At 66.4% G+C, this 22,329-nt stretch carries 23 protein-coding genes; 13 read left to right on the top strand and 10 right to left on the bottom strand.

Annotated elements, in window-relative coordinates; genetic code table 11:
* Positions 1 to 135: 135 nt before the first annotated feature.
* Positions 136 to 2,484, bottom strand: coding sequence for an NADP-dependent malic enzyme (locus AX767_RS10710; RefSeq protein WP_068631170.1), 2,349 nt, complete (start codon positions 2,482 to 2,484; stop codon positions 136 to 138).
* Between the two features lie 175 nt (positions 2,485 to 2,659).
* Between AX767_RS10710 and AX767_RS10715 the strand changes: the two genes are divergently transcribed.
* Genes AX767_RS10715 through AX767_RS10745 form a run of 7 tightly spaced genes read left to right on the top strand, consistent with a single transcriptional unit; the run spans position 2,660 to position 9,625 of the window.
* Positions 2,660 to 3,718 (top strand): SPFH domain-containing protein, encoded by a 1,059-nt coding sequence (locus AX767_RS10715; RefSeq protein ID WP_068631172.1) that lies wholly within the window; start codon positions 2,660 to 2,662, stop codon positions 3,716 to 3,718.
* Between the two features lie 21 nt (positions 3,719 to 3,739).
* Positions 3,740 to 5,218 carry a DUF4178 domain-containing protein gene (locus AX767_RS10720; protein ID WP_068631174.1) on the top strand — a complete coding sequence of 493 codons (1,479 nt, stop codon included), beginning with the start codon at positions 3,740 to 3,742 and terminating at the stop codon, positions 5,216 to 5,218.
* Between the two features lie 27 nt (positions 5,219 to 5,245).
* Positions 5,246 to 5,464 carry a DUF350 domain-containing protein gene (locus tag AX767_RS10725; RefSeq protein WP_068631176.1) on the top strand — a complete coding sequence of 73 codons (219 nt, stop codon included), beginning with the start codon at positions 5,246 to 5,248 and terminating at the stop codon, positions 5,462 to 5,464.
* Positions 5,461 to 7,014 carry a polyamine aminopropyltransferase gene (locus tag AX767_RS10730; RefSeq protein WP_068631178.1) on the top strand — a complete coding sequence of 518 codons (1,554 nt, stop codon included), beginning with the start codon at positions 5,461 to 5,463 and terminating at the stop codon, positions 7,012 to 7,014. Before AX767_RS10725 ends, AX767_RS10730 begins: the two co-directional genes overlap by 4 nt.
* The gene (locus AX767_RS10735; protein WP_068633584.1) at positions 7,011 to 8,597 is read left to right on the top strand and encodes an FAD-dependent oxidoreductase; all 1,587 of its coding nucleotides are present in this window, start codon (positions 7,011 to 7,013) and stop codon (positions 8,595 to 8,597) included. Before AX767_RS10730 ends, AX767_RS10735 begins: the two co-directional genes overlap by 4 nt.
* 53 nt (positions 8,598 to 8,650) lie before the next feature.
* Positions 8,651 to 9,022, top strand: a complete 372-nt coding sequence (locus AX767_RS10740; RefSeq protein WP_068633586.1) for a TA system antitoxin ParD family protein — start codon at positions 8,651 to 8,653, stop codon at positions 9,020 to 9,022.
* 18 nt (positions 9,023 to 9,040) lie between these two features.
* Positions 9,041 to 9,625 carry an AAA family ATPase gene (locus tag AX767_RS10745; protein WP_068631180.1) on the top strand — a complete coding sequence of 195 codons (585 nt, stop codon included), beginning with the start codon at positions 9,041 to 9,043 and terminating at the stop codon, positions 9,623 to 9,625.
* Here the strand turns inward: AX767_RS10745 and AX767_RS10750 are convergent.
* The 3 genes from AX767_RS10750 to AX767_RS10760 are packed head-to-tail and all read right to left on the bottom strand — an operon-like array spanning position 9,622 to position 12,091.
* Positions 9,622 to 11,010: an aminopeptidase P N-terminal domain-containing protein gene (locus tag AX767_RS10750; protein WP_068631182.1), complete on the bottom strand. Its 1,389-nt coding sequence runs from the start codon at positions 11,008 to 11,010 to the stop codon at positions 9,622 to 9,624. The two genes, AX767_RS10745 and AX767_RS10750, sit on opposite strands and share 4 nt — an antisense overlap.
* On the bottom strand, positions 11,007 to 11,690 hold the full coding sequence (locus tag AX767_RS10755; RefSeq protein ID WP_068633589.1) for a nucleotidyltransferase family protein: 684 nt from the start codon (positions 11,688 to 11,690) through the stop codon (positions 11,007 to 11,009). The genes AX767_RS10750 and AX767_RS10755 overlap by 4 nt, the downstream gene beginning before the upstream one ends.
* 11 nt (positions 11,691 to 11,701) lie before the next feature.
* Entirely contained in the window at positions 11,702 to 12,091 is a 390-nt protein-coding gene (locus AX767_RS10760) for an S-adenosylmethionine decarboxylase family protein (protein ID WP_068631184.1), read from the bottom strand.
* Between the two features lie 190 nt (positions 12,092 to 12,281).
* Here AX767_RS10760 and AX767_RS10765 point away from each other — a divergent pair, with 190 nt between their 5' ends.
* Both AX767_RS10765 and gap read left to right on the top strand, forming a co-directional pair.
* The gene (locus AX767_RS10765; protein WP_068631186.1) at positions 12,282 to 14,396 is read left to right on the top strand and encodes a transketolase family protein; all 2,115 of its coding nucleotides are present in this window, start codon (positions 12,282 to 12,284) and stop codon (positions 14,394 to 14,396) included.
* Positions 14,397 to 14,438: 42 nt separating this feature from the next.
* Positions 14,439 to 15,440 carry a type I glyceraldehyde-3-phosphate dehydrogenase gene (gene gap, locus AX767_RS10770; RefSeq protein WP_068631188.1) on the top strand — a complete coding sequence of 334 codons (1,002 nt, stop codon included), beginning with the start codon at positions 14,439 to 14,441 and terminating at the stop codon, positions 15,438 to 15,440.
* Between the two features lie 60 nt (positions 15,441 to 15,500).
* On the opposite strand, the gene AX767_RS10775 is transcribed toward gap, so the two are convergent.
* Positions 15,501 to 15,809 (bottom strand): putative quinol monooxygenase, encoded by a 309-nt coding sequence (locus AX767_RS10775; RefSeq protein ID WP_068631190.1) that lies wholly within the window; start codon positions 15,807 to 15,809, stop codon positions 15,501 to 15,503.
* A 141-nt stretch (positions 15,810 to 15,950) separates the two neighbouring features.
* On the opposite strand from AX767_RS10775, the gene AX767_RS10780 reads away from it, so the two are divergent.
* Positions 15,951 to 17,273 (top strand): Nramp family divalent metal transporter, encoded by a 1,323-nt coding sequence (locus tag AX767_RS10780; protein WP_068631192.1) that lies wholly within the window; start codon positions 15,951 to 15,953, stop codon positions 17,271 to 17,273.
* Positions 17,274 to 17,280: 7 nt separating this feature from the next.
* Here the strand turns inward: AX767_RS10780 and AX767_RS10785 are convergent, their stop codons facing one another.
* Both AX767_RS10785 and AX767_RS10790 read right to left on the bottom strand, forming a co-directional pair.
* A complete protein-coding gene (locus AX767_RS10785; protein WP_068631195.1) occupies positions 17,281 to 17,508 on the bottom strand; it encodes a SlyX family protein in 228 nt (75 codons plus the stop codon).
* 21 nt (positions 17,509 to 17,529) lie between these two features.
* Entirely contained in the window at positions 17,530 to 18,594 is a 1,065-nt protein-coding gene (locus tag AX767_RS10790) for a pirin family protein (RefSeq protein ID WP_068631197.1), read from the bottom strand.
* Between the two features lie 221 nt (positions 18,595 to 18,815).
* Between AX767_RS10790 and AX767_RS10795 the strand changes: the two genes are divergently transcribed.
* The gene (locus tag AX767_RS10795; RefSeq protein WP_068631200.1) at positions 18,816 to 19,925 is read left to right on the top strand and encodes a YihY/virulence factor BrkB family protein; all 1,110 of its coding nucleotides are present in this window, start codon (positions 18,816 to 18,818) and stop codon (positions 19,923 to 19,925) included.
* Positions 19,926 to 19,941: 16 nt separating this feature from the next.
* Here the strand turns inward: AX767_RS10795 and AX767_RS10800 are convergent, their stop codons facing one another.
* The gene (locus tag AX767_RS10800) at positions 19,942 to 20,574 is read right to left on the bottom strand and encodes a chemotaxis protein CheB (RefSeq protein ID WP_082754983.1); all 633 of its coding nucleotides are present in this window, start codon (positions 20,572 to 20,574) and stop codon (positions 19,942 to 19,944) included.
* An 89-nt stretch (positions 20,575 to 20,663) separates the two neighbouring features.
* On the opposite strand from AX767_RS10800, the gene AX767_RS10805 reads away from it, so the two are divergent.
* Positions 20,664 to 21,287: a LexA family protein gene (locus tag AX767_RS10805; RefSeq protein ID WP_068631204.1), complete on the top strand. Its 624-nt coding sequence runs from the start codon at positions 20,664 to 20,666 to the stop codon at positions 21,285 to 21,287.
* A 61-nt stretch (positions 21,288 to 21,348) separates the two neighbouring features.
* Here the strand turns inward: AX767_RS10805 and AX767_RS10810 are convergent, their stop codons facing one another.
* Together AX767_RS10810 and AX767_RS10815 are read right to left on the bottom strand one after the other, a co-directional pair.
* Positions 21,349 to 21,618 (bottom strand): hypothetical protein, encoded by a 270-nt coding sequence (locus AX767_RS10810; RefSeq protein WP_068631206.1) that lies wholly within the window; start codon positions 21,616 to 21,618, stop codon positions 21,349 to 21,351.
* A gap of 10 nt (positions 21,619 to 21,628) precedes the next feature.
* Positions 21,629 to 22,105 (bottom strand): FKBP-type peptidyl-prolyl cis-trans isomerase, encoded by a 477-nt coding sequence (locus AX767_RS10815; RefSeq protein WP_068631208.1) that lies wholly within the window; start codon positions 22,103 to 22,105, stop codon positions 21,629 to 21,631.
* On the opposite strand from AX767_RS10815, the gene AX767_RS21900 reads away from it, so the two are divergent.
* A complete protein-coding gene (locus tag AX767_RS21900) occupies positions 22,104 to 22,247 on the top strand; it encodes a hypothetical protein (protein ID WP_237288412.1) in 144 nt (47 codons plus the stop codon). The genes AX767_RS10815 and AX767_RS21900 overlap by 2 nt on opposite strands.
* The last annotated feature ends 82 nt before the right edge of the window (positions 22,248 to 22,329 follow it).

The following is a 22,329-nucleotide window of genomic DNA, read 5'->3' on the forward strand; positions in this document are numbered from 1 at the left end:
GGGGTTAACCCGAAAATTCAAGCCCGCCAGTGTGCACCACATGCGCGCGAATAGCAAGCGACGTGCTCAAGAAATGAGCATGCGCTGCCTTGGCAGAGAAGTGTCAGAGTTAGCGCCCGCTTTGCGCTGAACGCTTTATCGATCGGCGTTGGCGTCCGCGACCGTGAGCGCCGTCATGTTCACGATGCGGCGCACGGTGGCGCTGGCCGTCAAAATGTGCACAGGTTTGGCCGCCCCGAGCAGCACGGGGCCGATGGCGATGTTGCCGCCTGCTGCCGTTTTGAGCAGGTTGTAGGAAATGTTCGCCGCATCGATGTTCGGAAAAACCAGAAGGTTGGCGTCGCCGGCCAGTGCGCTGTGCGGCATGACCGCGCCGCGCTGCTTGCCGTCGAGCGCGACGTCGCCGTGCATTTCGCCGTCGACTTCCAGCCAGGGCGCCTGTTCGCGCAGCAGCGCCAGCGTCTGGCGCATCTTCAGCGCGCTCGGCTCATTGCTGGTGCCGAAGTTCGAGTGCGACAGCAGCGCGGCCTTGGGTTTCAGACCGAAACGCATCATTTCCTCGGCAGCGAGCGCCGTGATCTCGCACAGCTGTTCGGGCGTCGGGTCGTAGTTGACGTGCGTGTCGACCAGGAAGACCTGGCGATCCGGCAGCAGGAGGCCGTTCATGCAGGCATACACCGGCACGTTTTGCGTGGTGCTGTCCGCCCCGCCGGGGTGCTTGCCGATGACCTGGTCGATGTAGTGCAGGTGGGTGTGCGTGGTACCCCAGGTGCCGCAGATGAAGCCGTCGACCTCGCCCTTGTGCAGAAGCATCGCGCCGATCAGCGTGAGCCGGCGACGCATTTCGATCTTGGCGGTTTGCACCGTCTGGCCCATGCGCTCGGTCATGCGATGGTAGGTCTGCCAGAAGTCGCGGTAGCGATGGTCCTGCTCGACGTTGACGATGTCGTAGTCGAGCTCTTCCTTCAGGCGCAGGCCGAACTTCTCGATGCGCTGCGCAATGATGGCCGGACGGCCGATCAGCGTCGGCCGGGCGATGCCCTCGTCGACCACGATCTGCACGGCGCGGAGCACACGCTCTTCTTCGCCTTCGGCGTAGGCCACGCGCTTTTTCGTCGCGCGCTTTGCCGCGTCGAAGATCGGCTTCATGGTCGTACCCGATGCGTAGACGAAGCTCTGCAGCTTGTCGCGGTAGGCGTCGAGGTCCTTGATCGGGCGCATGGCGACGCCGCTCTCCTCGGCCGCTTTGGCCACAGCCGGCGCGATCTTCATCATGAGACGCGGATCGAAGGGTTTCGGAATCAGGTATTCGGGACCGAAACTGAGCTTTTCGCCGACGTAGGCCGCGGCCACCCGCTCGCTCTGCTCGGCCTGCGCCAGGTCGGCGATGGCGTAGACCGCCGCGATCTCCATCTCGTCGGTGATCGTCGTGGCGCCGCAGTCGAGCGCGCCGCGGAAGATGTAGGGAAAGCACAGGACGTTGTTGACCTGGTTCGGGTAGTCGGTGCGACCCGTCGCCATGATGATGTCTCCGCGCACCGCATGGGCGTCTTCGGGTGCGATCTCCGGGTTCGGGTTCGCCAGCGCGAAGATCACCGGGTTGGCCGCCATCTTCGACACCATCTCGGGTTTGAGCACGCCGCCGGCCGAGAGGCCGAGGAACACGTCTGCGCCCTCGATCACCTCGGCCAGCTTGCGCTGGTCGGTCTTCTGCATGTACTGTCGCTTGTCGTCGTCCATCAGCTCTTCGCGGCCTTCGTAAACCACGCCGGCGAGGTCGGTCACGAACACGTTTTCGCGCCGCAGGCCGACCTTGAGCAACAGGTTCAGGCAAGCCAGCGCGGCCGCGCCGGCGCCGGACGTGACGAGCTTGACCTTCGCGATGTCCTTGCCGGCCACTTTCAGGCCGTTGACCATCGCGGCCGCCACGGTGATCGCGGTGCCGTGCTGGTCATCGTGGAACACCGGAATCTTCATGCGCTTGCGCAGTTCGCGCTCCACATAGAAGCAGTCAGGCGCCTTGATGTCCTCGAGGTTGATGGCGCCGAAGGTCGGCTCCAGCGACGCGATGATCTCGACCAGCTTGGCCGGGTCCTGCTCGTCGATCTCGATGTCGAACACGTCGACGCCGGCGAACTTCTTGAACAGCACGCCCTTGCCTTCCATCACCGGCTTGGAGGCCAGCGCGCCGATGTTGCCGAGGCCGAGCACCGCGGTGCCGTTGGTGATGACGCCCACGAGGTTGCCGCGCGAGGTGTACTTGAACGCGTTGAGTGGGTCCTTGACGATTTCTTCGCAGGGCGCCGCCACGCCGGGCGAGTACGCGAGCGACAGGTCGCGCTGGTTGACCATCTGCTTGGTGGCCGCGATCGCGATCTTGCCTGGCACCGGAAACTCGTGGTACTCGAGCGCCGCGCGGCGCAGCTCGGCGCGCTTGTCTTCGGCGGAAAGGGCGGCAACGTTTGCGGGGGTCGTTTCGGACATGAACCTTGGCTCCTGGGCTGCGCTGAATTCGCGCTCTTATGGGGGCGCCGATTGTAGACCCCGCTCCTGGGCAGCGCCGGCTGCGCGGCAGGGCGCGGCGCCGCCAAAAACCGGTGCCAACGCCGGCCGCTGTGGCAATATCGCCCCGCCCAGAACAACCTGACGAGGAGCGACCATGGCCCTGATGGATTTCATCAAGAAACAGTTCATCGACATCATCCAGTGGACCGAGAGCGGCGATGGCACGCTGGCCTGGCGTTTCCCGATGGCCGAGATGGAAATCCAGAACGGCGCCTCGCTGACCGTGCGCGAATCGCAGGTCGCGGTGTTCGTGAACGAGGGCCAGGTCGCCGACGTGTTCGGCCCCGGCATGTACAAGCTCACCACCCAGACGCTGCCGGTACTCACGTACCTGAAGAACTGGGACAAGCTTTTCGAGTCCCCGTTCAAGACCGACGTCTATTTCTTCAGCACGCGCCAGCAGATCGACCAGAAGTGGGGCACGCCCCAGCCGATCACCATCCGCGACAAGGACTTCGGTGCCGTGCGCCTGCGCGCTTTCGGCAACTACAGCTTCCGCATCGGCGATGCCAAGCGGTTCCACACCGAGATTTCCGGCACGCGCGACATCTACAGCGTGGCCGACCTCGACGGTCAGCTGCGCGGCCTCGTGCTGCAGAACATCAGCAACGCGATCGCTGCGAGCGGCGTGCCTTTTCTCGACCTCGCGGCCAATCAGATCCAGTTCGCGACCGCGCTCGCGGCCCAGCTCGTGCCCGAGTTCGAGAAGATCGGCATCAAGCTCGAGAACATCACGGTGCAGAACGTCTCGCTGCCCGAAGAGCTGCAGAAGATCCTCGACCAGAAGATCGGCATGGGCATGGTCGGCAACGACATGGGCAAGTTCATGCAGTACCAGACGGCGCAGGCGATTCCCAAGTTTGCCGAAGGCTCCGGCAACGGTGGCGGCGGCATTGCAGGCGACGCGATGGGCCTGGGCGCCGGCGTCGCGCTCGGCCAGGTGCTGGCGCAAAACCTCTCGCAAGGCCTGAACCCGAACAACAACGTCGGCGCTGCCGCCGCCGCCGCAGCGAGCGCGCCGGTAGTGGCCGTGGTGAGTGCGGCCGATGTGATGACCACGCTGGAGAAACTCGGCGAGCTCAAGACCAAGGGCATCCTCACGCAGGAAGAATTCGACGCCAAGAAGGCGGACCTGCTCAAGAAGCTGGTGTGACCGGCAGCGTTTCCAGTCGCCATGGCTGAGGAAAGCCAGCGCGCCTACCGTGCGCCGTGTCCGGGGTGCGGCGCGCCTGTCGAATTCCGCTCGGCGCAGTCGACGTTCGCGGTCTGCCCGTATTGCCAGAGCACGGTGGTGCGCCAGGGCGAGACGCTGGCGCGCATCGGCAAGATGGCCGAGCTGTTCGACGACTTCAGTCCGCTGCAACTTTTCGCGGCTGGCCGCCTCCAGGACAAGCCTTTCACGCTGGTCGGCCGGCTGCAGTACGCCTACGACGGCGGGCGCTGGACCGAGTGGATCGCGCAGCTCGATGGCGAACGTACCGGCACGTTGAGCGAGGACAACGGCGCCTTCGTCTTCTCGCTGCCGCTCGAACTTCAGCAACCCGCGCCGCCGGCCGGCGACCTGCGCGTCGGCGCCACCACGGCGATCAACGGCCAGGCCTACACGGTCGCGTCCAACGAGCAGGTGGCGCTGGTGTCGGCGCAAGGCGAACTGCCGCGCCTGCCCGAGCTCGGCCGCAAGTTCTCCGTGGTCGAGCTGCGCAGCGACAAGGGCCAGGTCCTCAGCCTCGACTACGACACCGCCCCGCCGACTGCGAGCCTGGGCCGATCAGTGCAGCTCGACGACCTGAAGCTCACAGGCTTGCGCGACGCATCGGTCAAGGACGAGAAGGGCCGCGGCTTCGCTTGCCCGAACTGCGGTGCGCCGGTCACGGTCAACTTCGCGGACAGCAAGACCATCACCTGCAGGTCATGCAACAGCATCATCGATTTGTCGCAAGGCATCGGCGGGCAACTGAAGCATGCGGAGCAGGACGACCCGGTGCGCCCGCTGATCCCGCTCGGCAGCCTCGGGCAGTTGCAGGGCGTGCAGTGGCAGGTGGTCGGCGTCCAGCACCGCATGGGTGTGGAGCCCGGCGACGACGAGCACTTCGGCTGGGACGAGTACCTGCTCTACAACCAGAAGCGAGGCTTCAGTTTTCTGGTCGATGCGACCGATGGCTGGAGCATGGTCAAGCCCACGACCGGTGCGCCGAACGCGTCGGAAGGTGCGCAGACCGCGACCTACCTCGGCAAGACCTTCCGCCAGCAATACGCCTACAACGCCGAGACGACCTACGTGGCCGGCGAGTTCTACTGGAAGGTGGAGCGCGGACAGAAGACCTTCAACCGCGACTACGCGAGCGGCGACGCGCTGCTGTCGATGGAGCGGTCGGCCAACGAGCTCTCCTGGTCGTCGGGCAGCAAGATCGACAGCGCCACGGTGGCCACTGCGTTCAAGCTGGACGCGAAGAAGGACATGTTCAAGCGCAGCGATGCCGCGCCATTGAGTGCCGCATCGAGCCTGGGCTGCGGCACCATCGTGCTCATCGGCGTGGTGATCATCGTGCTGCTGATCATCCTCAGTACGTGCAGCAGTACGTCAGGTGGCGGCGGCTCGCGCAGTTCGGGCGGCTCCTACGGCGGCTTTTCGAGTGGCGGTGGCCACAAATGACACCCATTTTTTCCGGAGGTCCTCATCATGGGATTTGAATATCTGAAGCCGGGCGTGATCCTGTCGTCGCTGGTCTTCGCGTTGATCGGCGTGCTGATCTTCTGGCTGTGCTTCCTCATCATCGACAAGATCACGCCGTACGATCTCTGGAGCGAGATCGTCGAGAAGCAGAACGTGGCGCTCGCGCTGGTCGTGGCCGCGATGAGCCTCGGCATCTGCATCATCGTGGCGGCCGCCATCCATTGAGCGGCGGCGGCGTCGTGAGCGGGTCGCGGCGACCCGGCCCGCAACCCGTCGAGATCGCGCTGCTCGCCAGCGTCTTCGTCGTCGCGGCCTGCGGCCTGGTGTACGAGCTGAGCGCAGCGGCGCTCAGCTCGTACCTGCTCGGCGACTCGGTGCTGCAGTTCAGCACCATCATCGGTACCTATCTCTTCGCCATGGGCGTGGGCTCGTGGCTCTCGCGCTATTTCGAGCGGCAGTTGCCCGCGCACTTCCTGCGCATCGAACTGATGGTCGCGCTGGTCGGTGGGGCGCTGCCGGCGCTGCTCTTTATCGCCAACGCCTACCTGCCCGGTGCATTCAGGCTGCTGCTCTACGGACTCGTGATGGTGGTCGGCACGCTGGTCGGGCTGGAGATTCCGCTGGTCATGCGCATCCTCAAGCGCAACGTGGTGCTGAAGGACCTGGTGTCGCAGGTGCTTACCTTCGACTACCTCGGTGCGCTCGCGGTGTCGGTCGCGTTTCCGCTCATCCTGGTGCCGCAGCTCGGCATGATCCGCACGGGCCTGCTCTTCGGCTTCATGAACGCGGCGGTGGCGGTGTGGGCGCTCTGGCTGTTCCGCCACGAGTTGCGTCGCTTCGGCGCGCATGCGCTGGCCTGTGGGCTGGCGCTCGCGGCACTGGCCACGGCCTTCGTTTTCGCCAACCACATCACCACATTGGCCGAAGACAAGTTCTATCAGGACCGCATCGTCTTCAGCGCGACCTCGCCGTATCAACGCATCGTCGTCACGCGCGGACTGCTCGGGCATCGCCTGTTCCTGAACGGCAACCTGCAGTTCGCCGAGCGCGACGAGTACCGCTATCACGAGGCGCTCGTGCATCCGGTGATGGCGGCGCAGGGCGCGCCGAAAAAGGTCGCGGTGCTGGGCGGCGGCGACGGCATGGCGGTGCGTGAAATCCTGAAGTACCCGTCTGTGGAGTCGATCACGCTGGTTGAGCTCGACCCGAACATGACGACGCTTTTTTCCGACCACGAAACGCTGGCAGCGTTGAACGGCGGAGCGCTCAAATCGCCGAAGGTGAAGATCGTCAACACCGATGCGTTTCAGTGGCTGCAGCAACCGGGCGAGGTGTTCGATGTGATCGTCGTGGACTTCCCCGACCCCACCAATTTCGCGATCGGCAAGCTCTACACGAACAGCTTCTACGCGCTGCTCGACAAGCGGTTGAGCGCGAGTGGCTATGCCGTGATCCAGACCACGTCGCCGCTGGTCGCGCGCAAGAGCTTCTGGACCGTGGCGACGACGATCGAATCGGTCGGCCTCGTCGCGACGCCCTATCACGCGCATGTGCCGAGCTTCGGCGAATGGGGCTACATCGTCGCGAGCCGGCGGCCGTTCCGCCTGTCCGATGCGTTGCCCGATGGCTTGCGCTTTCTGACGGTGCAAACGCTGCCGCTGCTGTTCGACTTCCCGAAGGACATGGCGCGTGTGCCGACCGAGGTGAACCGCCTGTCGAACCAGACCCTGGTCACCACGTACGAGCAGGAGTGGGGCAAGGTGGCCGCGCATTGAAGCGGCGCGATTTCCTCGCCGTCACCGCGGGCACGTTGGCGCTGGCCGGTTGTGAAGCACCCGCGCCGATCGAAGGCGGATTCACCGGCATCGATCTCGCACGCGGGCACGCGCTGCGCGACCGCACGCTGCGCGGCGCAGCACCCGATACCGTGCGCCGCACGCGCGTCGTCGTCGCTGGCGGCGGCGTCGCCGGGCTCGCGGCGGCCCGTGCGCTGCGGCTGGCGGGGGTCGAGGATTTCGTGCTCCTCGAACTGGAGGACACGGCCGGCGGCAACAGCCGGGGCGGCAGCGTCGCTGGCATCGCCTGTCCGCTCGGCGCGCACTACTTGCCGGTCCCGGGCGACGAGGCGAGCGAGGTGCAGGATCTGCTCGAAGAACTCGGCTTGCGTCGTCGCGTCGCCGGCCGTTGGGAATACGACGAGCGCCACCTGTGCCACAGCCCGCAGGAGCGCATTTTCTTTCGCGGCGAATGGCAGGACGGCTTGCTGCCGGTGCAGGGCGTCGATCCGTCGACGCTCGCGCAGTACCGGCTGTTCGCGCGCCGCGTCGAGACGCTGCAGCGCGAGGCCCACTTCCAGATCCCGATGGCCAAGCTCGCCCCGACGCCCGCACTGCTCGCGCTCGATGCGCTGACCTTCGACGCGTGGCTCGCGCGTGAAGGCCTCGACGATCCGCATCTGCGCTGGTACCTCGACTACTGCTGCCGTGACGACTACGGCGCCGGCCTCGCGCACGTCTCGGCCTGGGCCGGCATCCACTACTTCGCCAGCCGGCACGGTTTTCATGCGCCCGGCGATGACAACGCCGAGCGCGATTCGGTCCTTACCTGGCCCGAAGGCAATGGCTGGCTCACGCGCCAGCTGGCCGAGCCGCTGGGCGATCGGTTGAAGCGCGCACACGCGGTGACGCGCATCGCCGAAAGCCGCACCGGCATCGAGGTCGACGCATTCGATGTCGCCACCCAGACGACGGTGCGCTGGCAGGCCGAGCGCTGCATCGTCGCGCTGCCGGTCTTCATCGCCGCGCGCGTGATCGAGAACCCGCCCGAGGTGTTGCGTCATGCGGCCGCGCACCTGCGCTACGCGCCCTGGCTGGTCGCCAACGTGCACATCCGCGCGCCGCTGGCCGACAACGCGCATGGCGCCGCGCGGAGCTGGGACAACGTCGTCTACGGCACGCGCGGCCTGGGCTACGTCGATGCGCGTCACCAGACGCTTGACCCGACGCCGGCCGCCACGGTGCTGAGCTGGTACCGGCCGCTCGGCCCCAGTACGTACGACATGGGCGACGGCCGACGCCAGTTGCTCGAGCGGCCGTGGGCGGGTTGGCGCGACGAGCTGCTGGCCGAGCTGTCGGTGCCGCATCCGGAATTGCCGGCACTCGCAACGCGCGTCGACATCACGCGCTACGGCCACGCGATGGCGATGCCCGCGCCGGGGCTTCTGCGCCAACTCGGATCACAGCCGGCGCCGGCGACCGTGGCTGCCGGAAGGCTGGCTTTCGCGCATGCAGACTGGTCGGGCTATTCGGTCTTCGAAGAGGCGTTCACGCGCGGGCATCTCGCAGGCTCGATCACCTGAGCGTTGACCTGGAAATTCCGATTGGCGCAAAATGCGCCATCAAGGAGATGTCCATGGCCAATGCCACCCCGTTCTCTTCCGTCAAGTTGCCCGCCGCCCTGGTCGACCAGGCGCGTGACGCAGCGCAACCCATGCGCCGGTCGGTGGCCAGCCAGATCGAATACTGGGCCACGCTCGGGCGTGCGCTGGAGCATGCCGGCTTGTCGATCCAGGACAGCCGTGCGCTCATCGCGCGCGAAGAAGATGCGGCTTATCGGCTGGCAGCTTTCGAATCCGACAAGCCGTTGTCGGACGAGCTCGGCGCGTTGCATGGTCACGTGATCGCGCTGGCGCAATCGGGCGCGCTGGCCGAACGCGCCAAGGCAGCGATCGGCGAGAACCGAAGCCGGGCCACGCCGCGCACCCGCTCGCGCAAGGCCGCCTGAGCGTGCAGCGCTGACCGCATGCCGGTCCTGCACCTCATTGCTGGCCCGAACGGCGCGGGCAAGTCCACGCTGTACCGCTATCTGATCCAGCCGCGCTGTCCGCAACTGACCTTCGTCAACGCCGACCTGTACGAGCGCGATGCACTGAGCCACATCCGCAACGCGCTGCAGCGCTCCGCGGCGGCCCGTGCCTGGGCCGATGCGCAGCGCGAGGCGCACCTCGCGCGCGGCGAGTCCTTCGTGAGTGAAACGGTCTTCTCGCACCCGTCGAAACTGACGCTGCTCGACGACGCGGCAGCACGCGGCTTCGAAGTGGCGCTGTATGTGGTGTGCATCGACGAACCGCGACGGCTGCTCGACCGGGTGCAGCAGCGCGTCCATGAAGGCGGTCACAGCGTGCCCGCCAACAAGGTTCTTGCGCGCTATCCGCGCACCCTCGAGAACCTGCGTATCGCCGTGCGGCGCGTGCCGCTGGCCATGCTGTTCGACGGCGTCGATGTCGACACCGGAGGGCCGCACCTCGTGGCCTCGGTCGTCCATGGGACCGTGCAACCGCACGGGCCGTGGTTGCCCGGATGGGCGCACAGAGTGCTGGCGGGCTAGGCCCGCATCAACGCCTCGATCTCGTCCCCGTTCACCGGCACGCCACGCGACACCAGTTCGCACCCGGTCGCCGTCACGATCGCGTCGTCCTCGATGCGGATACCGATGTGGTGGAAGCGCTCCGGCACACCCTCGCCGGGCCGCACGTAAATGCCGGGTTCGATGGTCAGCACCATGCCCGGATGCAGGATGCGGCTCGGCCGGTTCTGGATCGTCTCGCCCGAGAGCGGGTCGCGCCGCTCGCTGATCTCGCCGACCTGCGTGGGCTCGACGTAGCTGCCGCAGTCGTGCACGTCCATGCCGAGCCAGTGGCTGGTGCGGTGCATGTAGAACGGAAAGTAGGCGCGCTTCTCGATCACGTCGTCGACATTGCCGACCTTGTTGCCATCGAGCAGGCCGACGTCCAGCATGCCTTGCGAGAGCACGCGCACGGTGGCGTCGTGCGGGTCGTTGAAGCGGTTGCCGGCCTTCGTCGCCGCGACGGCGGCTTCCTGGCTGGCGAGCACCAGGTCGTACAGCACGCGCTGCGGGCCGGTGAATTGGCCGTTGGCCGGAAAGGTGCGGGTGATGTCGCTGGCGTAGCTGTCGAGCTCGCAGCCGGCGTCGATCAGCACCAGCTCGCCGGCCCGCACCGGCGCGGCGTCGGCGCGATAGTGCAGTACGCAGGCGTTGGCGCCCGCGGCCACGATCGAGCTGTACGCCGGGTACTGCGAGCCGCCGAGGCGGAACTCGTGCAGCAGCTCGGCATCGAGGTGGTATTCGCGCACGTCCTTGCCTTCGCGCAGCATGCGTGCGCTGAGCTGCATCGCGCGGATGTGGGCGCGTGCGCTGATCTCGCCGGCGCGGCGCATCACGTCCTGCTCGTGCGCGTCCTTGATCAATCGCATCTCGTCGAGCGGACCGCAGAGGTCGCGTTGCTCTTCGGGGCACAGGGCGCCGAAGCGCACGCGCGCGCGCACCGACTGCAGCCAGCCGTCGACGCGGGTTTCCAGCCCCTTGTGCGTCGCAAACGGATACCAGACCACGGCCTTGTTCTCGAGCAGCTTCGGCAGCTTGCTGTCGAGCAGGTCGACCGACAACGCTTCGTCGACGCCGAGAGTTTCGGGTGCCGCATCGGGGCCGAGGCGAAAGCCGTCCCAGATCTCGCGCTCCCGGTCTTTCGGCGCGCAGAACACGGTGGCGCGGCCGTCGCCGGCAAGCAGCAACCAGGCGTTCGGCTCGGTGAAGCCGGTCAGGTAATAGAAGTAGCTGTCGTGCCGAAACAGGAAGTCGGAGTCGCGATTGCGCGGGCGTTCCAGTGCGGTCGGCACGATGGCGATGCCGTCGCGGCCCAGTTGCGAGGCGAGGCGCGCACGGCGCGCGGCATAAAGCGAGGTGTTCGTCATGGCGTGTTCAGTTGCTGCAGTCGCTCGGGGGTGCCGACATCGGTCCATGCGCCGGTGTAGCGCTCGGCGCTCACGAGTTCATTGTCCATCGCGGCACGCAGGATCGGGGCCAGCGGGGCTTTGGCGCCGAAAGGGTTGCCGGTCGGGAGGGCGCAGTACGGCGGCGCAAAAAGGGCGGCGCGATAGAGGCCGATGGTCGAGAAGGTGAAGCGCTCGCCATCGTTCTGGTTGCGCGCGAGCCCTTGGGGCGACAGGCCGAAGTCGCCCTTCGGGTTGTGCGCCGGGTTCGGCACCAGCCACAGGTGCGCGAGCTTGTCGCTCGCCACGAAGCGGTCGACCGCGTGCTGCGTGAAAACGAAATCCGGCGCGAACACGTCGCCCGCCGCCACCCAGAACACATCGCCCAGCACCGGCAGTGCGCGCACGATACCGCCGGCTGTTTCGAGGGCGCCGCCGAAGTCGCGACCCTCGTGCGACCAGGAAATCGACCGCGCTGCGAAACGATCCGAAATCTGTTCGCCGAGCCAGGCCGTGTTGACCACCAGATCGGCGAAGCCGCCCGCCGCCAGGGCGTCCAGCGGCCACTGCATCAGCGGCTTGCCGCGCACCGCGAGCAGCGGCTTGGGCGTGGCGTCGGTCAGTGGGCGCATGCGCTCACCCCGACCGGCGGCGAGGATCATGGCCTTGATCGTCATGCGTCCACCCCTGCCACGGTGCCCCGCGTGAGCGCATGGCGCTCCGTGTGCGCGGGCGAGAAAAGCACGAGCAACGCGTCGAGCAGCGCATGCGCCCGCGCCGAATGGTCGCCGCCGACATTGCAGACGTACACATCGAGCGTCACCGCGCGCCGTTCGGGCCAGGTGTGGATGCACAGATGCGACTCGGCCAGCAGCACCGTCGCCGTCACGCCGCCCGGCCCGTGCGACGTGGCCGGAAAGGTGTGCAAGAGCTGGCCGACAGCCTGCAGGCCCGCGCCCGCGATCGCGTCGAGGCAGGCGGCGCCGAGCGCATCGGCATCGAGCAGCCAGCGCGCATGGCACTGGCAATCGTGGAGGTCGGCGGTGAGGTGCAGGCCGTGCATCCGCCTAAATGTAGCTCGCCCCCAGGCTGCGGCGCACTTCGTGTCGCCTTCGCCAACCCCCTACCGGGGGCAACACCGACGGCCCGGCGAAGCCGGTTCCGTGGCGTTTCTGGCAGCGAAACAACGAGTTTTGCGGAGCCAACTAAAATCATGGGCTCCCCGCAACCTTCTCCCCCGAAAGCCCCCCGACATGGCCAACCAAGCCCTGATGGCCAACGCGATCCGCGCGTTGGCAATGGACGCCGTCCAACAAGCCAACTCCGGGCATCCGGGGGCGCCGATGGGGATGGCCGACATGGCGGTCGCGCTGTGGGGCGATCACCTGCGCTTCAACCCGGCCAATCCGCACTGGTTCGACCGCGACCGCTTCGTGCTGTCGAACGGCCACGCGTCGATGATGTTGTACGCCGTGCTGCACCTCAGCGGCTACGACCTCCCGATGTCGGAGATCAAGAACTTCCGCCAGCTGCACAGCAAGACGCCGGGCCATCCGGAGATCGACGTCACGCCGGGCGTGGAAACCACCACCGGTCCGCTGGGCCAGGGCATCACCAACGCAGTGGGCATGGCGCTGGCCGAAAAGCTGCTCGCTGCCGAGTTCAATCGCAAGGGCCACGAGATCGTCGACCACCACACCTACGCCTTCCTGGGCGACGGTTGCATGATGGAAGGCATCAGCCACGAAGCCGCCGGCCTGGCCGGTGCCTGGCGCCTCGGCAAGCTGATCGCGCTGTACGACGACAACGGCATCAGCATCGACGGCCAGGTCAAGCCCTGGTTCATCGACAACACCAAAGAGCGCTTCGAGGCCCACGGCTGGAACGTGATCGGCACGATCGACGGCAACGACGCGAAAGACGTGTCCAAGGCCATCGCGAAGGCGAAGAAGAACAGCGACAACAAGCCCACGCTCATCATCTGCAAGACGGTGATCGGCAAGGGCAGCCCGAACCGCGCCGGCACCGCCAAGGCGCACGGCGAGGCGCTGGGCGCCGAAGAAATCAAGCTCACGCGTGAGGCGATCGGCTGGACCGAACCGGCCTTCGAGATCCCGCAGATCGTCGCCGACGACTGGAACCACCAGGCTGCGGGCGCCAAGGTCGAAGCCGAGTGGAACGAGAAGTTCGCCGCCTACGGCGCCGCCTTCCCCGACCTCGCCGCCGAGTTCACGCGCCGCATGAAGGGCGAACTGCCGAAGAACTTTCACCAGGTCGCGTTCGACACCGTCGTCGCCGCCCACACCAAGGCCGAAACCGTGGCCAGCCGCAAAGCCAGCCAGCTCGCGCTGGAATCGTTCACGGCCGCGTTGCCCGAGATGCTCGGCGGCAGCGCCGACCTGACCGGATCGAATCTCACCAACACCAAGAGCACCGCTCCGTTCCGCGTCGATCCGAAGACCGGCGACGTGGTGCTCGGCGCCCCTCACGAGGCAGCCAAGCAAGGCGCCGAAGACGAGAGCAAGCCGAAAAGCACCACCGACGCAGCGCCTGCGCCGCACGGCGTGATCGGCCGCCACATCAACTACGGCGTGCGCGAATTCGGCATGGCCGCGGTCATGAACGGCGTGGCCGTGCACGGCGGCTACATCCCCTACGGCGGCACCTTCCTCACCTTCAGCGACTACAGCCGCAATGCGATCCGCATGGCTGCGCTGATGAAGCGCCGCGTGATCCATGTCTTCACGCACGACTCCATCGGCCTCGGCGAAGACGGCCCGACGCACCAGTCGATCGAGCACGCTGCCTCGCTGCGTCTCATCCCCAACCTGGACGTCTGGCGGCCGGGCGACACGGCCGAGACCGCCGTGGCCTGGGCCGTCGCGCTGCAGAACCAGTCGCGCCCGACCGCCCTCTTGCTGAGCCGCCAGAACATCGCCTACGCGCCCAAGACCGACCTGAGCGACATCAACAAGGGCGCCTACGTGGTGTCTGAACCCGAAGCGGTCGGCCTCAAAAGCAAGAAGACCGTGGCCGTGATCATCGCCACCGGGTCCGAAGTGCAACTCGCCCTCGCCGCGCAGAAGCTGCTGGCCACGAAGAAGATCGCGGTGCGCGTGGTGTCGATGCCTTCGACCACCACCTTCGACCGCCAGGACATGGCCTACAAGAAGGCCGTGCTGCCCAAGAAGCTGCCGCGCGTCGCGGTCGAAATGGGCTGCACCGGCGGCTGGTGGAAGTACGGCGTCGCGGCCGTGGTCGGCATCGACACCTTTGGCGAGTCGGCGCCGGCACCGGAGCTCTTCAAGCACTTCGGCTTCACGCCGGAAAACGTAGCGGCCACGGTCGAAGCGGTGCTCAAGGGCTGAGCGCCCTTCCACTCTGTTTTTCAACTTTCAGGAGCAAGTCAGATGGCTATCAAACTCGGTATCAACGGCTTCGGCCGCATCGGTCGCAACGTGCTGCGCGCAGCGGTGCAGAACTTCAACAACGACATCGAGATCGTTGCCATCAACGACCTGCTCGAGCCCGATTACCTGGCCTACATGCTCCAGTACGACTCGGTGCACGGCCGCTTCAAGGGCGAGGTTTCGGTCGACGGCCACACGCTGATCGTCAACGGCAAGAAGATCCGCCTCACGCAGGAGCGCGACCCGGCGGCGCTCAAGTGGAACGAGGTCGGTGCTGACATCGTGCTCGAAGCCACCGGCCTGTTCCTCACCAAGGAAACCTGCCAGAAGCACATCGACGCGGGTGCCAAGAAGGTCATCATGTCGGCGCCCTGCAAGGACGACACCCCGATGTTCGTGTACGGCGTGAACGACAAGAAGTACGCGGGAGAAGCCATCATCAGCAACGCCAGCTGCACCACCAACGCGCTGGCGCCCCTGGCCAAGGTGCTGAACGACAAGTGGGGCATCAAGCGCGGCCTGATGACCACGGTGCACGCCACCACCGCGACGCAAAAGACCGTCGACGGCCCGAGCAACAAGGACTGGCGCGGCGGCCGCGGCATCCTGGAAAACATCATCCCGTCGAGCACCGGCGCGGCCAAGGCCGTGGGCGTGGTGATTCCCGAGCTCAACAAGAAGCTCACCGGCATGAGCTTTCGCGTGCCGACCTCCGACGTGTCGGTGGTTGACCTGACGGTCGAGCTCGTCAAGGAAGCCAGCTACAAGGAAATCTGTGCCGAAATGAAGGCGCAGTCCGAAGGCGCGCTCAAGGGCGTGCTGGGTTACACCGAAGACAAGGTCGTCGCGACCGACTTCCGTGGCGACCCGCGCACCTCGATCTTCGACGCTGAAGCGGGCCTGGCGCTCGACAGCACTTTCGTCAAGCTGATCAGCTGGTACGACAACGAGTGGGGCTACTCGAACAAGTGCCTCGAAATGGTCAAGGTCGTGTCGAAGTAAGCGTCGACCGCACCACGAAAAAACGCGCCCTCGGCGCGTTTTTTCATTTCAGCGAAGGCTTCAGACTGCGTCGAGGATGTGAATCACACGCGCTGCCGCCAGCTCCTTCGTCTTCGCACCGAAAGCAGCCATGTGCGGCGCGGCGCCGTGGGCTTGCAGGGCGGCCATGTCTTCCCACTTCTCCAGCACGACGAAGGTGTCTTCGCCAAAGCTGCCCTTGGAGGGGGGCAGGCCGGCCGCGTCGATGGTGGCGAAGTATTCGATGCAGCCCTTTTCAGCCAGCACGTTGGCGCGGTTGCCGGCAAAGGCTTCGAGCAATGCGGCGCGCTGGCCCGGCTTGGCGGTGATGACGGCGACGACGTGGATCATGAGAGTGGCTCCGGTTTGTAGTTGAGCCTGCGAATCTAAAAGAAAAGAACGTCAGGCACCCGTCCAGTCAGCGACACCAGCTATCAAAACCATAGCGAAACACTGGCGCGAGCGCTGGCGGCGGCCCCTATCATCGGCCGCATGTTTTCGTTACCCCGCACCGCCACCGCGCCTTTTTGCCCCTCCGAAGTCAAGGGCAGCGTCGCGGTCGATCCCGGCTTGCCGTTCCACAAGAAATTGATGCGCTACGCCGGTCCGGGCCTCTTGGTGTCGGTCGGCTACATGGACCCGGGCAACTGGGCGACCGACATCGAGGCGGGTTCGAAATTCGGCTACGGGCTGCTCTTCGTCGTGCTGCTCGCGAGCCTGGCTGCGATGTTGTTGCAAACGCTCTGCGTGCGCCTCGGCCTGATCGCGCAGAAAGACCTCGCGCGCGCCTGCCGCGAACGCTATCCGCCCGCGGTCAATCGCTTTCTGTGGCTCGGCGCCGAGCTCGCCATCGTGGCGTGCGACCTGGCCGAGGTGCTCGGCAGCGCGCTGGCGCTGCACCTCTTGTTCGGCGTGTCGATCCCCGTCGGCATCGCGATCACCGCGTTCGACACGCTGCTGGTCCTCGGCCTGCAGGGCGCGGGCTTCCGGCGTGTCGAGGCGATCGTGTTGGGGCTCGTCGTCACCATCGCCGGCTGCTTCGTCGTGGAGCTCGCGATGTCGCAACCCAACTGGTTCGGCGTCGCGATGGGCTTCGTGCCGAGCCTGGAGCGGCTCCAGCAGCCCGGCGCGCTCTACCTGGCCATCGGCGTGGTCGGCGCGACCGTGATGCCGCACAACCTCTACCTGCACTCGTCGATCGTGCAGACCCGGCTCATCGCGCCCACCGAGGCCGGCCGGCGCGAGGCGGTGCGCTTCTGCACGCTCGATGCGGTGGTGTCGCTGTCGCTCGCGCTCCTGGTGAACGCCGCGATCATGGTGCTGGCGGCCAGCGCCTTCAACAGCACGGGCCACCGCGAGGTGACCGAGATCGAAGATGCCTACCGCCTGATCGAGCCGATCGTCGGCAGCGCGTTCGCGGCCACGCTGTTCGGCATCGCGCTGCTCGCCTCGGGCCAGAGCTCGACCTTCACCGGCACCATCGCCGGCCAGATCGTGATGGAAGGCTTTCTCGACCTCAAGATTCCCTGCTGGCAGCGACGCGTCATCACGCGCGGCCTGGCCCTGGTGCCGGCCTTCGTCGGCGTGTGGTGGTTCGGCGACGGCGGCGTCGGCAAGATGCTGGTGCTGAGCCAGGTGGTGCTGAGCTTCCAGCTGCCGTTCGCGATGTGGCCGCTCATCCGCTTCACGAGCGACCGCGCGCTGATGGGCGGCTTCGCCAACGGGCCGGTGGTGAAACTCGCCGCGTGGGGGCTGTTCGGCGTGATCAGCGCGGCCAACGTGTGGCTGGTCGCCTCGGTGCTGACCGGCGGATAGTGCCGCCTCAATAGTGCGGCGGCAGCTCGTCCAGCAGGGTGCGCGCGCCGCCGCCTTGCTCCGGACTCTGCTGGCGCAGTTGCGCGACCTGCAGCGCGAGGCTGTCGATCACCTGCTGCTGGCGGTACACCGCCAAGTTCAGCTGCTCCAGCAAATCCTCGGTGTAGCTGGCCTTGATTTCGAGGTTTTCGAGGCGGCGGTCGACGGCGGCGTGATCGGCATTCTGTGAGTCCATGGCGCCATTGGACCGCAAAGCTCAGGCCGCGATTTCGCTGGCCGGCGCCGGCCGCTCTTCGCGCCCGTCCGGGTGCCGCGCGAAGCGGGCCGGATCGCGCCCGTGCACCGGCGCCTCGTCCTTCCAGGGCCAGCCGCCGAACTGGGTGCGGCGGTAGTCCTGCATCGTCTGCGCGATCTCGGCCTGCGTGTTCATCACGAACGGTCCGTACTGCACCACCGGCTCGGCGATCGGGCGGCCCTGCAGCACGAGGAATTCCGCGACCTCGTCGTGCCCGTTGACCAGCTCGACCGCCTCCGATGCGCGCAGCTCGACCATCGCGTGGCTCGTGACCTCTTGCCCGGCGATCGCGACCGATGCGCCCTTGAAGAAATACAGCGTGCGGCGGGTGCCGTCGCCCCTGGCGGCCGGCAGCGTCCAGCGTGCGCCCGGCGCCATGCGGATCGTCCAGATCGCGAGATCGGCATCGGGCTGCGAAGCCCACGAATCGGGTGGCGGCGCGAGCGGGCCGCCCGCGCCGGGCGCACCGTCGACCGGGCCGATGCGGCCCGCCACGCTCGACACGTCGGTGCTGCGGCCTTCGTCGTCGGTCGCGGTGAAGTGCGGGATGTCCTCGGCCCAGAACATCGTGAAGTGCGGCGCGACCATCTTGTTGCGCGCCGGCAGGTTCAGCCAGATCTGGAACAGCTCGAGCGGGTTCGGCGCGGCCGTGTCGAGCAGCGGGAACATCTCGGCGTGCACGATGCCCTTGCCGGCCGTGAGCCACTGCACGTCGCCGCCACCGAAGCGCGCGGCTGCGCCGAGCGAGTCGGCGTGGTCGATCAGACCCTTGCGCACCACCGTCACGGTTTCGAAGCCGCGGTGCGGATGGCCCGGGAAGCCCGGCACGGGGTTGCCGTGGTACATGCTGAAGCCGTCCTTGCGGCTGAAGTCGGAGCCGAGGTTGCGGCCCGCCAGCATCGCGTCGTCCACGGCCATGTCGCCGTTGCCTTGCGGGTAGGCGTCGTCGTGGTACGCGCAGAACAGGAACGGATCGATCGTCTCCCACGGAAAGCCGAGGGGCTTGATCTGGACGATGGGGTTCATGGGGCTGGCCTTTCGGGTGTGGGAGTCCGCATGCGGACGATGCATCGAATATGGGGCCTCACAACGCGACTGAAAGGCTTCATGGCGGAACGCAATCGCCCCGCCGGCAGGACGATGAAGCGCCCCGCGCGATAGCCATTCACCTACTTCGCTTCGCTGATTTGGCGCATTCAATCCGGAGGGCGATTGGCGATCATCGAATCACTCTACCGAACGCCACCATGCACCCGAAGCACCTCTTCGATCTCAGCAAAAAAGCCGTCAACGCCTGGATCGACGACTTTGCGCCCAGCATGGGCGCTGCCATTTCGTACTACACGATGTTCTCGCTGGCACCGCTGCTGGTCATCGTGATCGCCGTCGCGGGAGCGCTCTTCGGGCGTGAGGCGGTGCAGGGCGAGATCGTCGCGCAGCTCTCCGGACTGATCGGGCGCGACGGCGCTATCGCGGTGCAGGGGCTGATCAAGAGCGCGAGCGAACCCTCGCGGGGACTGATTGCGGGGGCCATCAGCATCGCGGTGCTGCTCGTCGGCGCAACCACGGTGTTCGCCGAGCTGCAAAGCGCGCTCGACCGCATCTGGCATGTGCCCGAAAAAGAAAAGCCGAGCGGCGTGTGGGCGCTGCTCCGGGCCCGGGTGCTGTCCTTCGGGCTCATCCTGGGGCTGGCGTTCCTGCTGATGGTGTCACTCGTCGTGAGCGCCGGGGTTGCCGCGTTCGGCAGCCTCACCGGCGGCCTGCTGCCGGGCTGGGAGGTGGTGCTGGCGGGGGTGAACGTGCTGGTGTCGGTTTCCATCACCACATTGCTCTTCGCGATGATCTTCAAGTTCATGCCGACCGCTTCGATCGAATGGCACGACGTGTGGATCGGCGCCGTCGTGACGGCTGTGCTGTTCGAGATCGGCAAGACCGGCATCGGTCTGTACCTCGGCAAGAGCGGCGTGAACGAATCGTTTGCCGCGGCGGGCTCCCTGGTCGTGCTGCTCGCGTGGGTCTACTACGCAGCGCAAATCTTCCTCTTGGGCGCCGAGTTCACCAAGGTCTATGCCGACGAGCACGGCTCGGTCGCGGGCACCAAGGCGGTCCAGGCGACGAAGGTGAGCGCCGCCGTCGCCGACGCGGGCACCGATGTCCATGCAGCGGCGCACGCGGTGCGTCCGGCCACACAGGGTGGTGCAGCGAACGACAAGGGCGATCAGCGGGTCGATCGTGCAACGGCGGACCTGGTCCGGCAGCTTGTGGTGCTCTGCGCTGCGAGCTTGGCGACGGCCGCAGTGAGCCGTTGGCAGAAGCGGCAGCGCAAGGCGGCGCGTGCATCGCGCCTGCGCCGGTAGACGGAGCGCGCCGGCCTCAGTGCGATGCGTGTCCGACCAGCGACATCAGCAGTTTCGGCATGGCGTCGAGCAGCACGCAGTGGTCGATGTGCTCGTCCAGAAGTGCGTTCATCGGCATGGTCGGCACGATGGCATCGGACGGGCTCTGCGCGATGCAAATGCCGCGAGCCGCATGCACCGCCTTCATGCCGTCCATTCCATTGTGGTCTTCACCACTCAGCACGATGCAGATGACACGCGGGCCGAACGCCTCTGCGGCTGTTTCAAACAACGGGTCTGCGGCGGGCCTGGCATCGGTGATCCTGGGGCCGTTGCGCAAGGTCATCTTCCCATTGAGGCTCAACGCAAGATGAACATCGCTGCGCGCCAGGTACAGGTGGCCCGGCATCGGGTCTTCGCCCTCGGCAGCGTACGACACCTGCAGGCGCGTGTGGCTCGCGACATGCGCAACCAGATCGCGGATGCCGTCTTCGGGCTCGGTGTCGAGGGCTGCGAGGAGGGCGGCAGGAAAGTCGGCAGGCAGCGGAGAAAGCAACCGGCACAGGGCACCGACGCTTCCCGTAGCGCCTCCGATCACGATGACGTCGCGATGGACTGGCATATGGAACCTTCCGGGACGAAGTGGAGGGGCTCCCTGCAGCGCGATCATATTTTGATTCTTCGAATGACCACGCTCGAAAGATAGATTTTTGGTCGAGGAGTAATTTTCTATCTTGCGGCCGCATTACCCTCCAAACCATGACGATTCATCACCTCATCCGCGAAGGCCGCCGCCGCCTTGGCATGAGTGAACAGCAGTTTGCCGATGCCGCCGGCGTGACGCGGGGTGCCGTACAGCAATGGGAAAAGCCAGGCGGGACAGCACCCAACCGTGCCAACCAGCCGCGCGTTGCGGGTCTGCTCGGCGTGTCGCTTGCCGAACTCGTTTCGGGCGGTCTGCAGAACATCAGCGGGGTGGGTTACGACATGCGCGCTGAAGTCCCGCTGGTGTCCGAAGTCGAGGCCGGCAACTTCACCGTCATCGACAACTTCAAGCCCGACGGCAAGTTCGAGCGCGTGCCCGTCACCGCGCCAGTCAAGCGCCACACCTACGCGCTTCGCGTGCACGGCGACAGCATGGTCAGCCCCAGCGGCGACTCGTTTCCGGAGGGTTCCATCATCGTGGTGGAGCCCGAGATGCAGCCCTTTTCAGGCGACTACGTCATCGCCTTGCGAGAAGGCAACCAGGCCACCTTCAAGCAACTCGTGGCCGACGGCGGTGACATGTACCTGAAGCCGCTCAATCCGCGCTATCCGATCCGCAGCCTCGAAGGCGCCGTGGTCATCGGCGTGGTGCGCGAATTCACCAAACGGTTCCGCTGACGCCGGTCGGCGAAAGAAAATCGCCGAGGGATAGTTTTGCTATCCAGGCTGCGTGGGGCGCCTAGTTGCCCACCACCGACCAGCCGGCCTTCGCATTCGCCTTGTCGTTCTCGTATTCCCAGCGCGTGCCGCAGTGGTCGCATCGGTAGCTCGTCACGTTGACGGCCACGCCGTCGCCGCGGTCCTGCTTGCGGGACGTCCCCTGAACCAGCTCGGCGTGCCCGGGCGCGCGTCGCCAGTTGCGCTGGATGCCGGCGCAGGGCTCGCACAGCGCCATCTTCTGCAGGCCGGCCTGGCGGGCGGCGAGGAGCTTGGGATCGGTGGGGGTCATGGGAAGCCGTTCAATGGTGGTGACCGTGAGCGCCGTGCACATGCTTGTGCGCGATCTCTTCTTCGGAGGCGGTGCGCACGTCGGTCACCTGGAGGCTGAAGCGCAGCGCCACGCCGGCCAGCGGGTGGTTGCCGTCGAGCAGCACCTTGTCGCCCTTGACCTTCATGACGGTGAACGCGTGCTCCACGCCGTCGTCGGTGCGGCCCTGCAGCTGGCCGCCCACCTTCACGCCCGGCGGAAAGTCGGCCTTGGGAATCGCGCGCACCAGGCCCTCGTCGCGTGGCCCGAAGGCGTCTTCGGGCGCGAGATCCAGCGTGGCCTGAAAGCCCGGCGCCTTGCCGTCGAGCGCCGCCTCGATCTTCGGGAAGGTGTTGTCGTAGCCCCCGTGCAGGTAAACGAGCGGGTCCTTGCCCGCGTCGAGCACCTTGCCCTGGGCATCGGCGACTTTGTACTGGAGGGTGACGACGGTGTCTTTTTGGATTTGCATGGGAGGATTTTCGTCGCTTCTTCGGGCGGGCGGGAAAGGTGGCGCACGGGACCGGCGCAGCAAGGCGCATTTCCACGGCCTGGTCGCCGAGCGCTGCGGCAACCACCTGCTGCTCTACGTGTGGCAGCAGATGACGCAGTAGATCCAGCTCGGCTTCGCCCTGTGCAAGCTCACGCACACGCCCAAGCCGGACTATGCGGAAAACCACCAGCTGTTCCTGAAAA

The organism is Variovorax sp. PAMC 28711 (assembly GCF_001577265.1).
In the GTDB taxonomy this organism is placed as follows: domain Bacteria; phylum Pseudomonadota; class Gammaproteobacteria; order Burkholderiales; family Burkholderiaceae_C; genus Variovorax.

Excerpts from the sequence above, each read along its gene's own strand:
- AX767_RS10710 (WP_068631170.1), bottom strand. The coding sequence starts at position 2,484 with ATGTCCGAAACGACCCCCGCAAACGTTGCCGCCCTTTCCGCCGAAGAC.
- AX767_RS10715 (WP_068631172.1), top strand. The coding sequence starts at position 2,660 with ATGGCCCTGATGGATTTCATCAAGAAACAGTTCATCGACATCATCCAG.
- AX767_RS10720 (WP_068631174.1), top strand. The coding sequence starts at position 3,740 with ATGGCTGAGGAAAGCCAGCGCGCCTACCGTGCGCCGTGTCCGGGGTGC.
- AX767_RS10725 (WP_068631176.1), top strand. The coding sequence starts at position 5,246 with ATGGGATTTGAATATCTGAAGCCGGGCGTGATCCTGTCGTCGCTGGTC.
- AX767_RS10740 (WP_068633586.1), top strand. The coding sequence starts at position 8,651 with ATGGCCAATGCCACCCCGTTCTCTTCCGTCAAGTTGCCCGCCGCCCTG.
- AX767_RS10745 (WP_068631180.1), top strand. The coding sequence starts at position 9,041 with ATGCCGGTCCTGCACCTCATTGCTGGCCCGAACGGCGCGGGCAAGTCC.
- AX767_RS10750 (WP_068631182.1), bottom strand. The coding sequence starts at position 11,010 with ATGACGAACACCTCGCTTTATGCCGCGCGCCGTGCGCGCCTCGCCTCG.
- AX767_RS10755 (WP_068633589.1), bottom strand. The coding sequence starts at position 11,690 with ATGATCCTCGCCGCCGGTCGGGGTGAGCGCATGCGCCCACTGACCGAC.
- AX767_RS10760 (WP_068631184.1), bottom strand. The coding sequence starts at position 12,091 with ATGCACGGCCTGCACCTCACCGCCGACCTCCACGATTGCCAGTGCCAT.
- AX767_RS10765 (WP_068631186.1), top strand. The coding sequence starts at position 12,282 with ATGGCCAACCAAGCCCTGATGGCCAACGCGATCCGCGCGTTGGCAATG.
- gap (WP_068631188.1), top strand. The coding sequence starts at position 14,439 with ATGGCTATCAAACTCGGTATCAACGGCTTCGGCCGCATCGGTCGCAAC.
- AX767_RS10775 (WP_068631190.1), bottom strand. The coding sequence starts at position 15,809 with ATGATCCACGTCGTCGCCGTCATCACCGCCAAGCCGGGCCAGCGCGCC.
- AX767_RS10780 (WP_068631192.1), top strand. The coding sequence starts at position 15,951 with ATGTTTTCGTTACCCCGCACCGCCACCGCGCCTTTTTGCCCCTCCGAA.
- AX767_RS10785 (WP_068631195.1), bottom strand. The coding sequence starts at position 17,508 with ATGGACTCACAGAATGCCGATCACGCCGCCGTCGACCGCCGCCTCGAA.
- AX767_RS10790 (WP_068631197.1), bottom strand. The coding sequence starts at position 18,594 with ATGAACCCCATCGTCCAGATCAAGCCCCTCGGCTTTCCGTGGGAGACG.
- AX767_RS10795 (WP_068631200.1), top strand. The coding sequence starts at position 18,816 with ATGCACCCGAAGCACCTCTTCGATCTCAGCAAAAAAGCCGTCAACGCC.
- AX767_RS10800 (WP_082754983.1), bottom strand. The coding sequence starts at position 20,574 with ATGATCGCGCTGCAGGGAGCCCCTCCACTTCGTCCCGGAAGGTTCCAT.
- AX767_RS10805 (WP_068631204.1), top strand. The coding sequence starts at position 20,664 with ATGACGATTCATCACCTCATCCGCGAAGGCCGCCGCCGCCTTGGCATG.
- AX767_RS10810 (WP_068631206.1), bottom strand. The coding sequence starts at position 21,618 with ATGACCCCCACCGATCCCAAGCTCCTCGCCGCCCGCCAGGCCGGCCTG.
- AX767_RS21900 (WP_237288412.1), top strand. The coding sequence starts at position 22,104 with ATGGGAGGATTTTCGTCGCTTCTTCGGGCGGGCGGGAAAGGTGGCGCA.
- AX767_RS10815 (WP_068631208.1), bottom strand. The coding sequence starts at position 22,105 with ATGCAAATCCAAAAAGACACCGTCGTCACCCTCCAGTACAAAGTCGCC.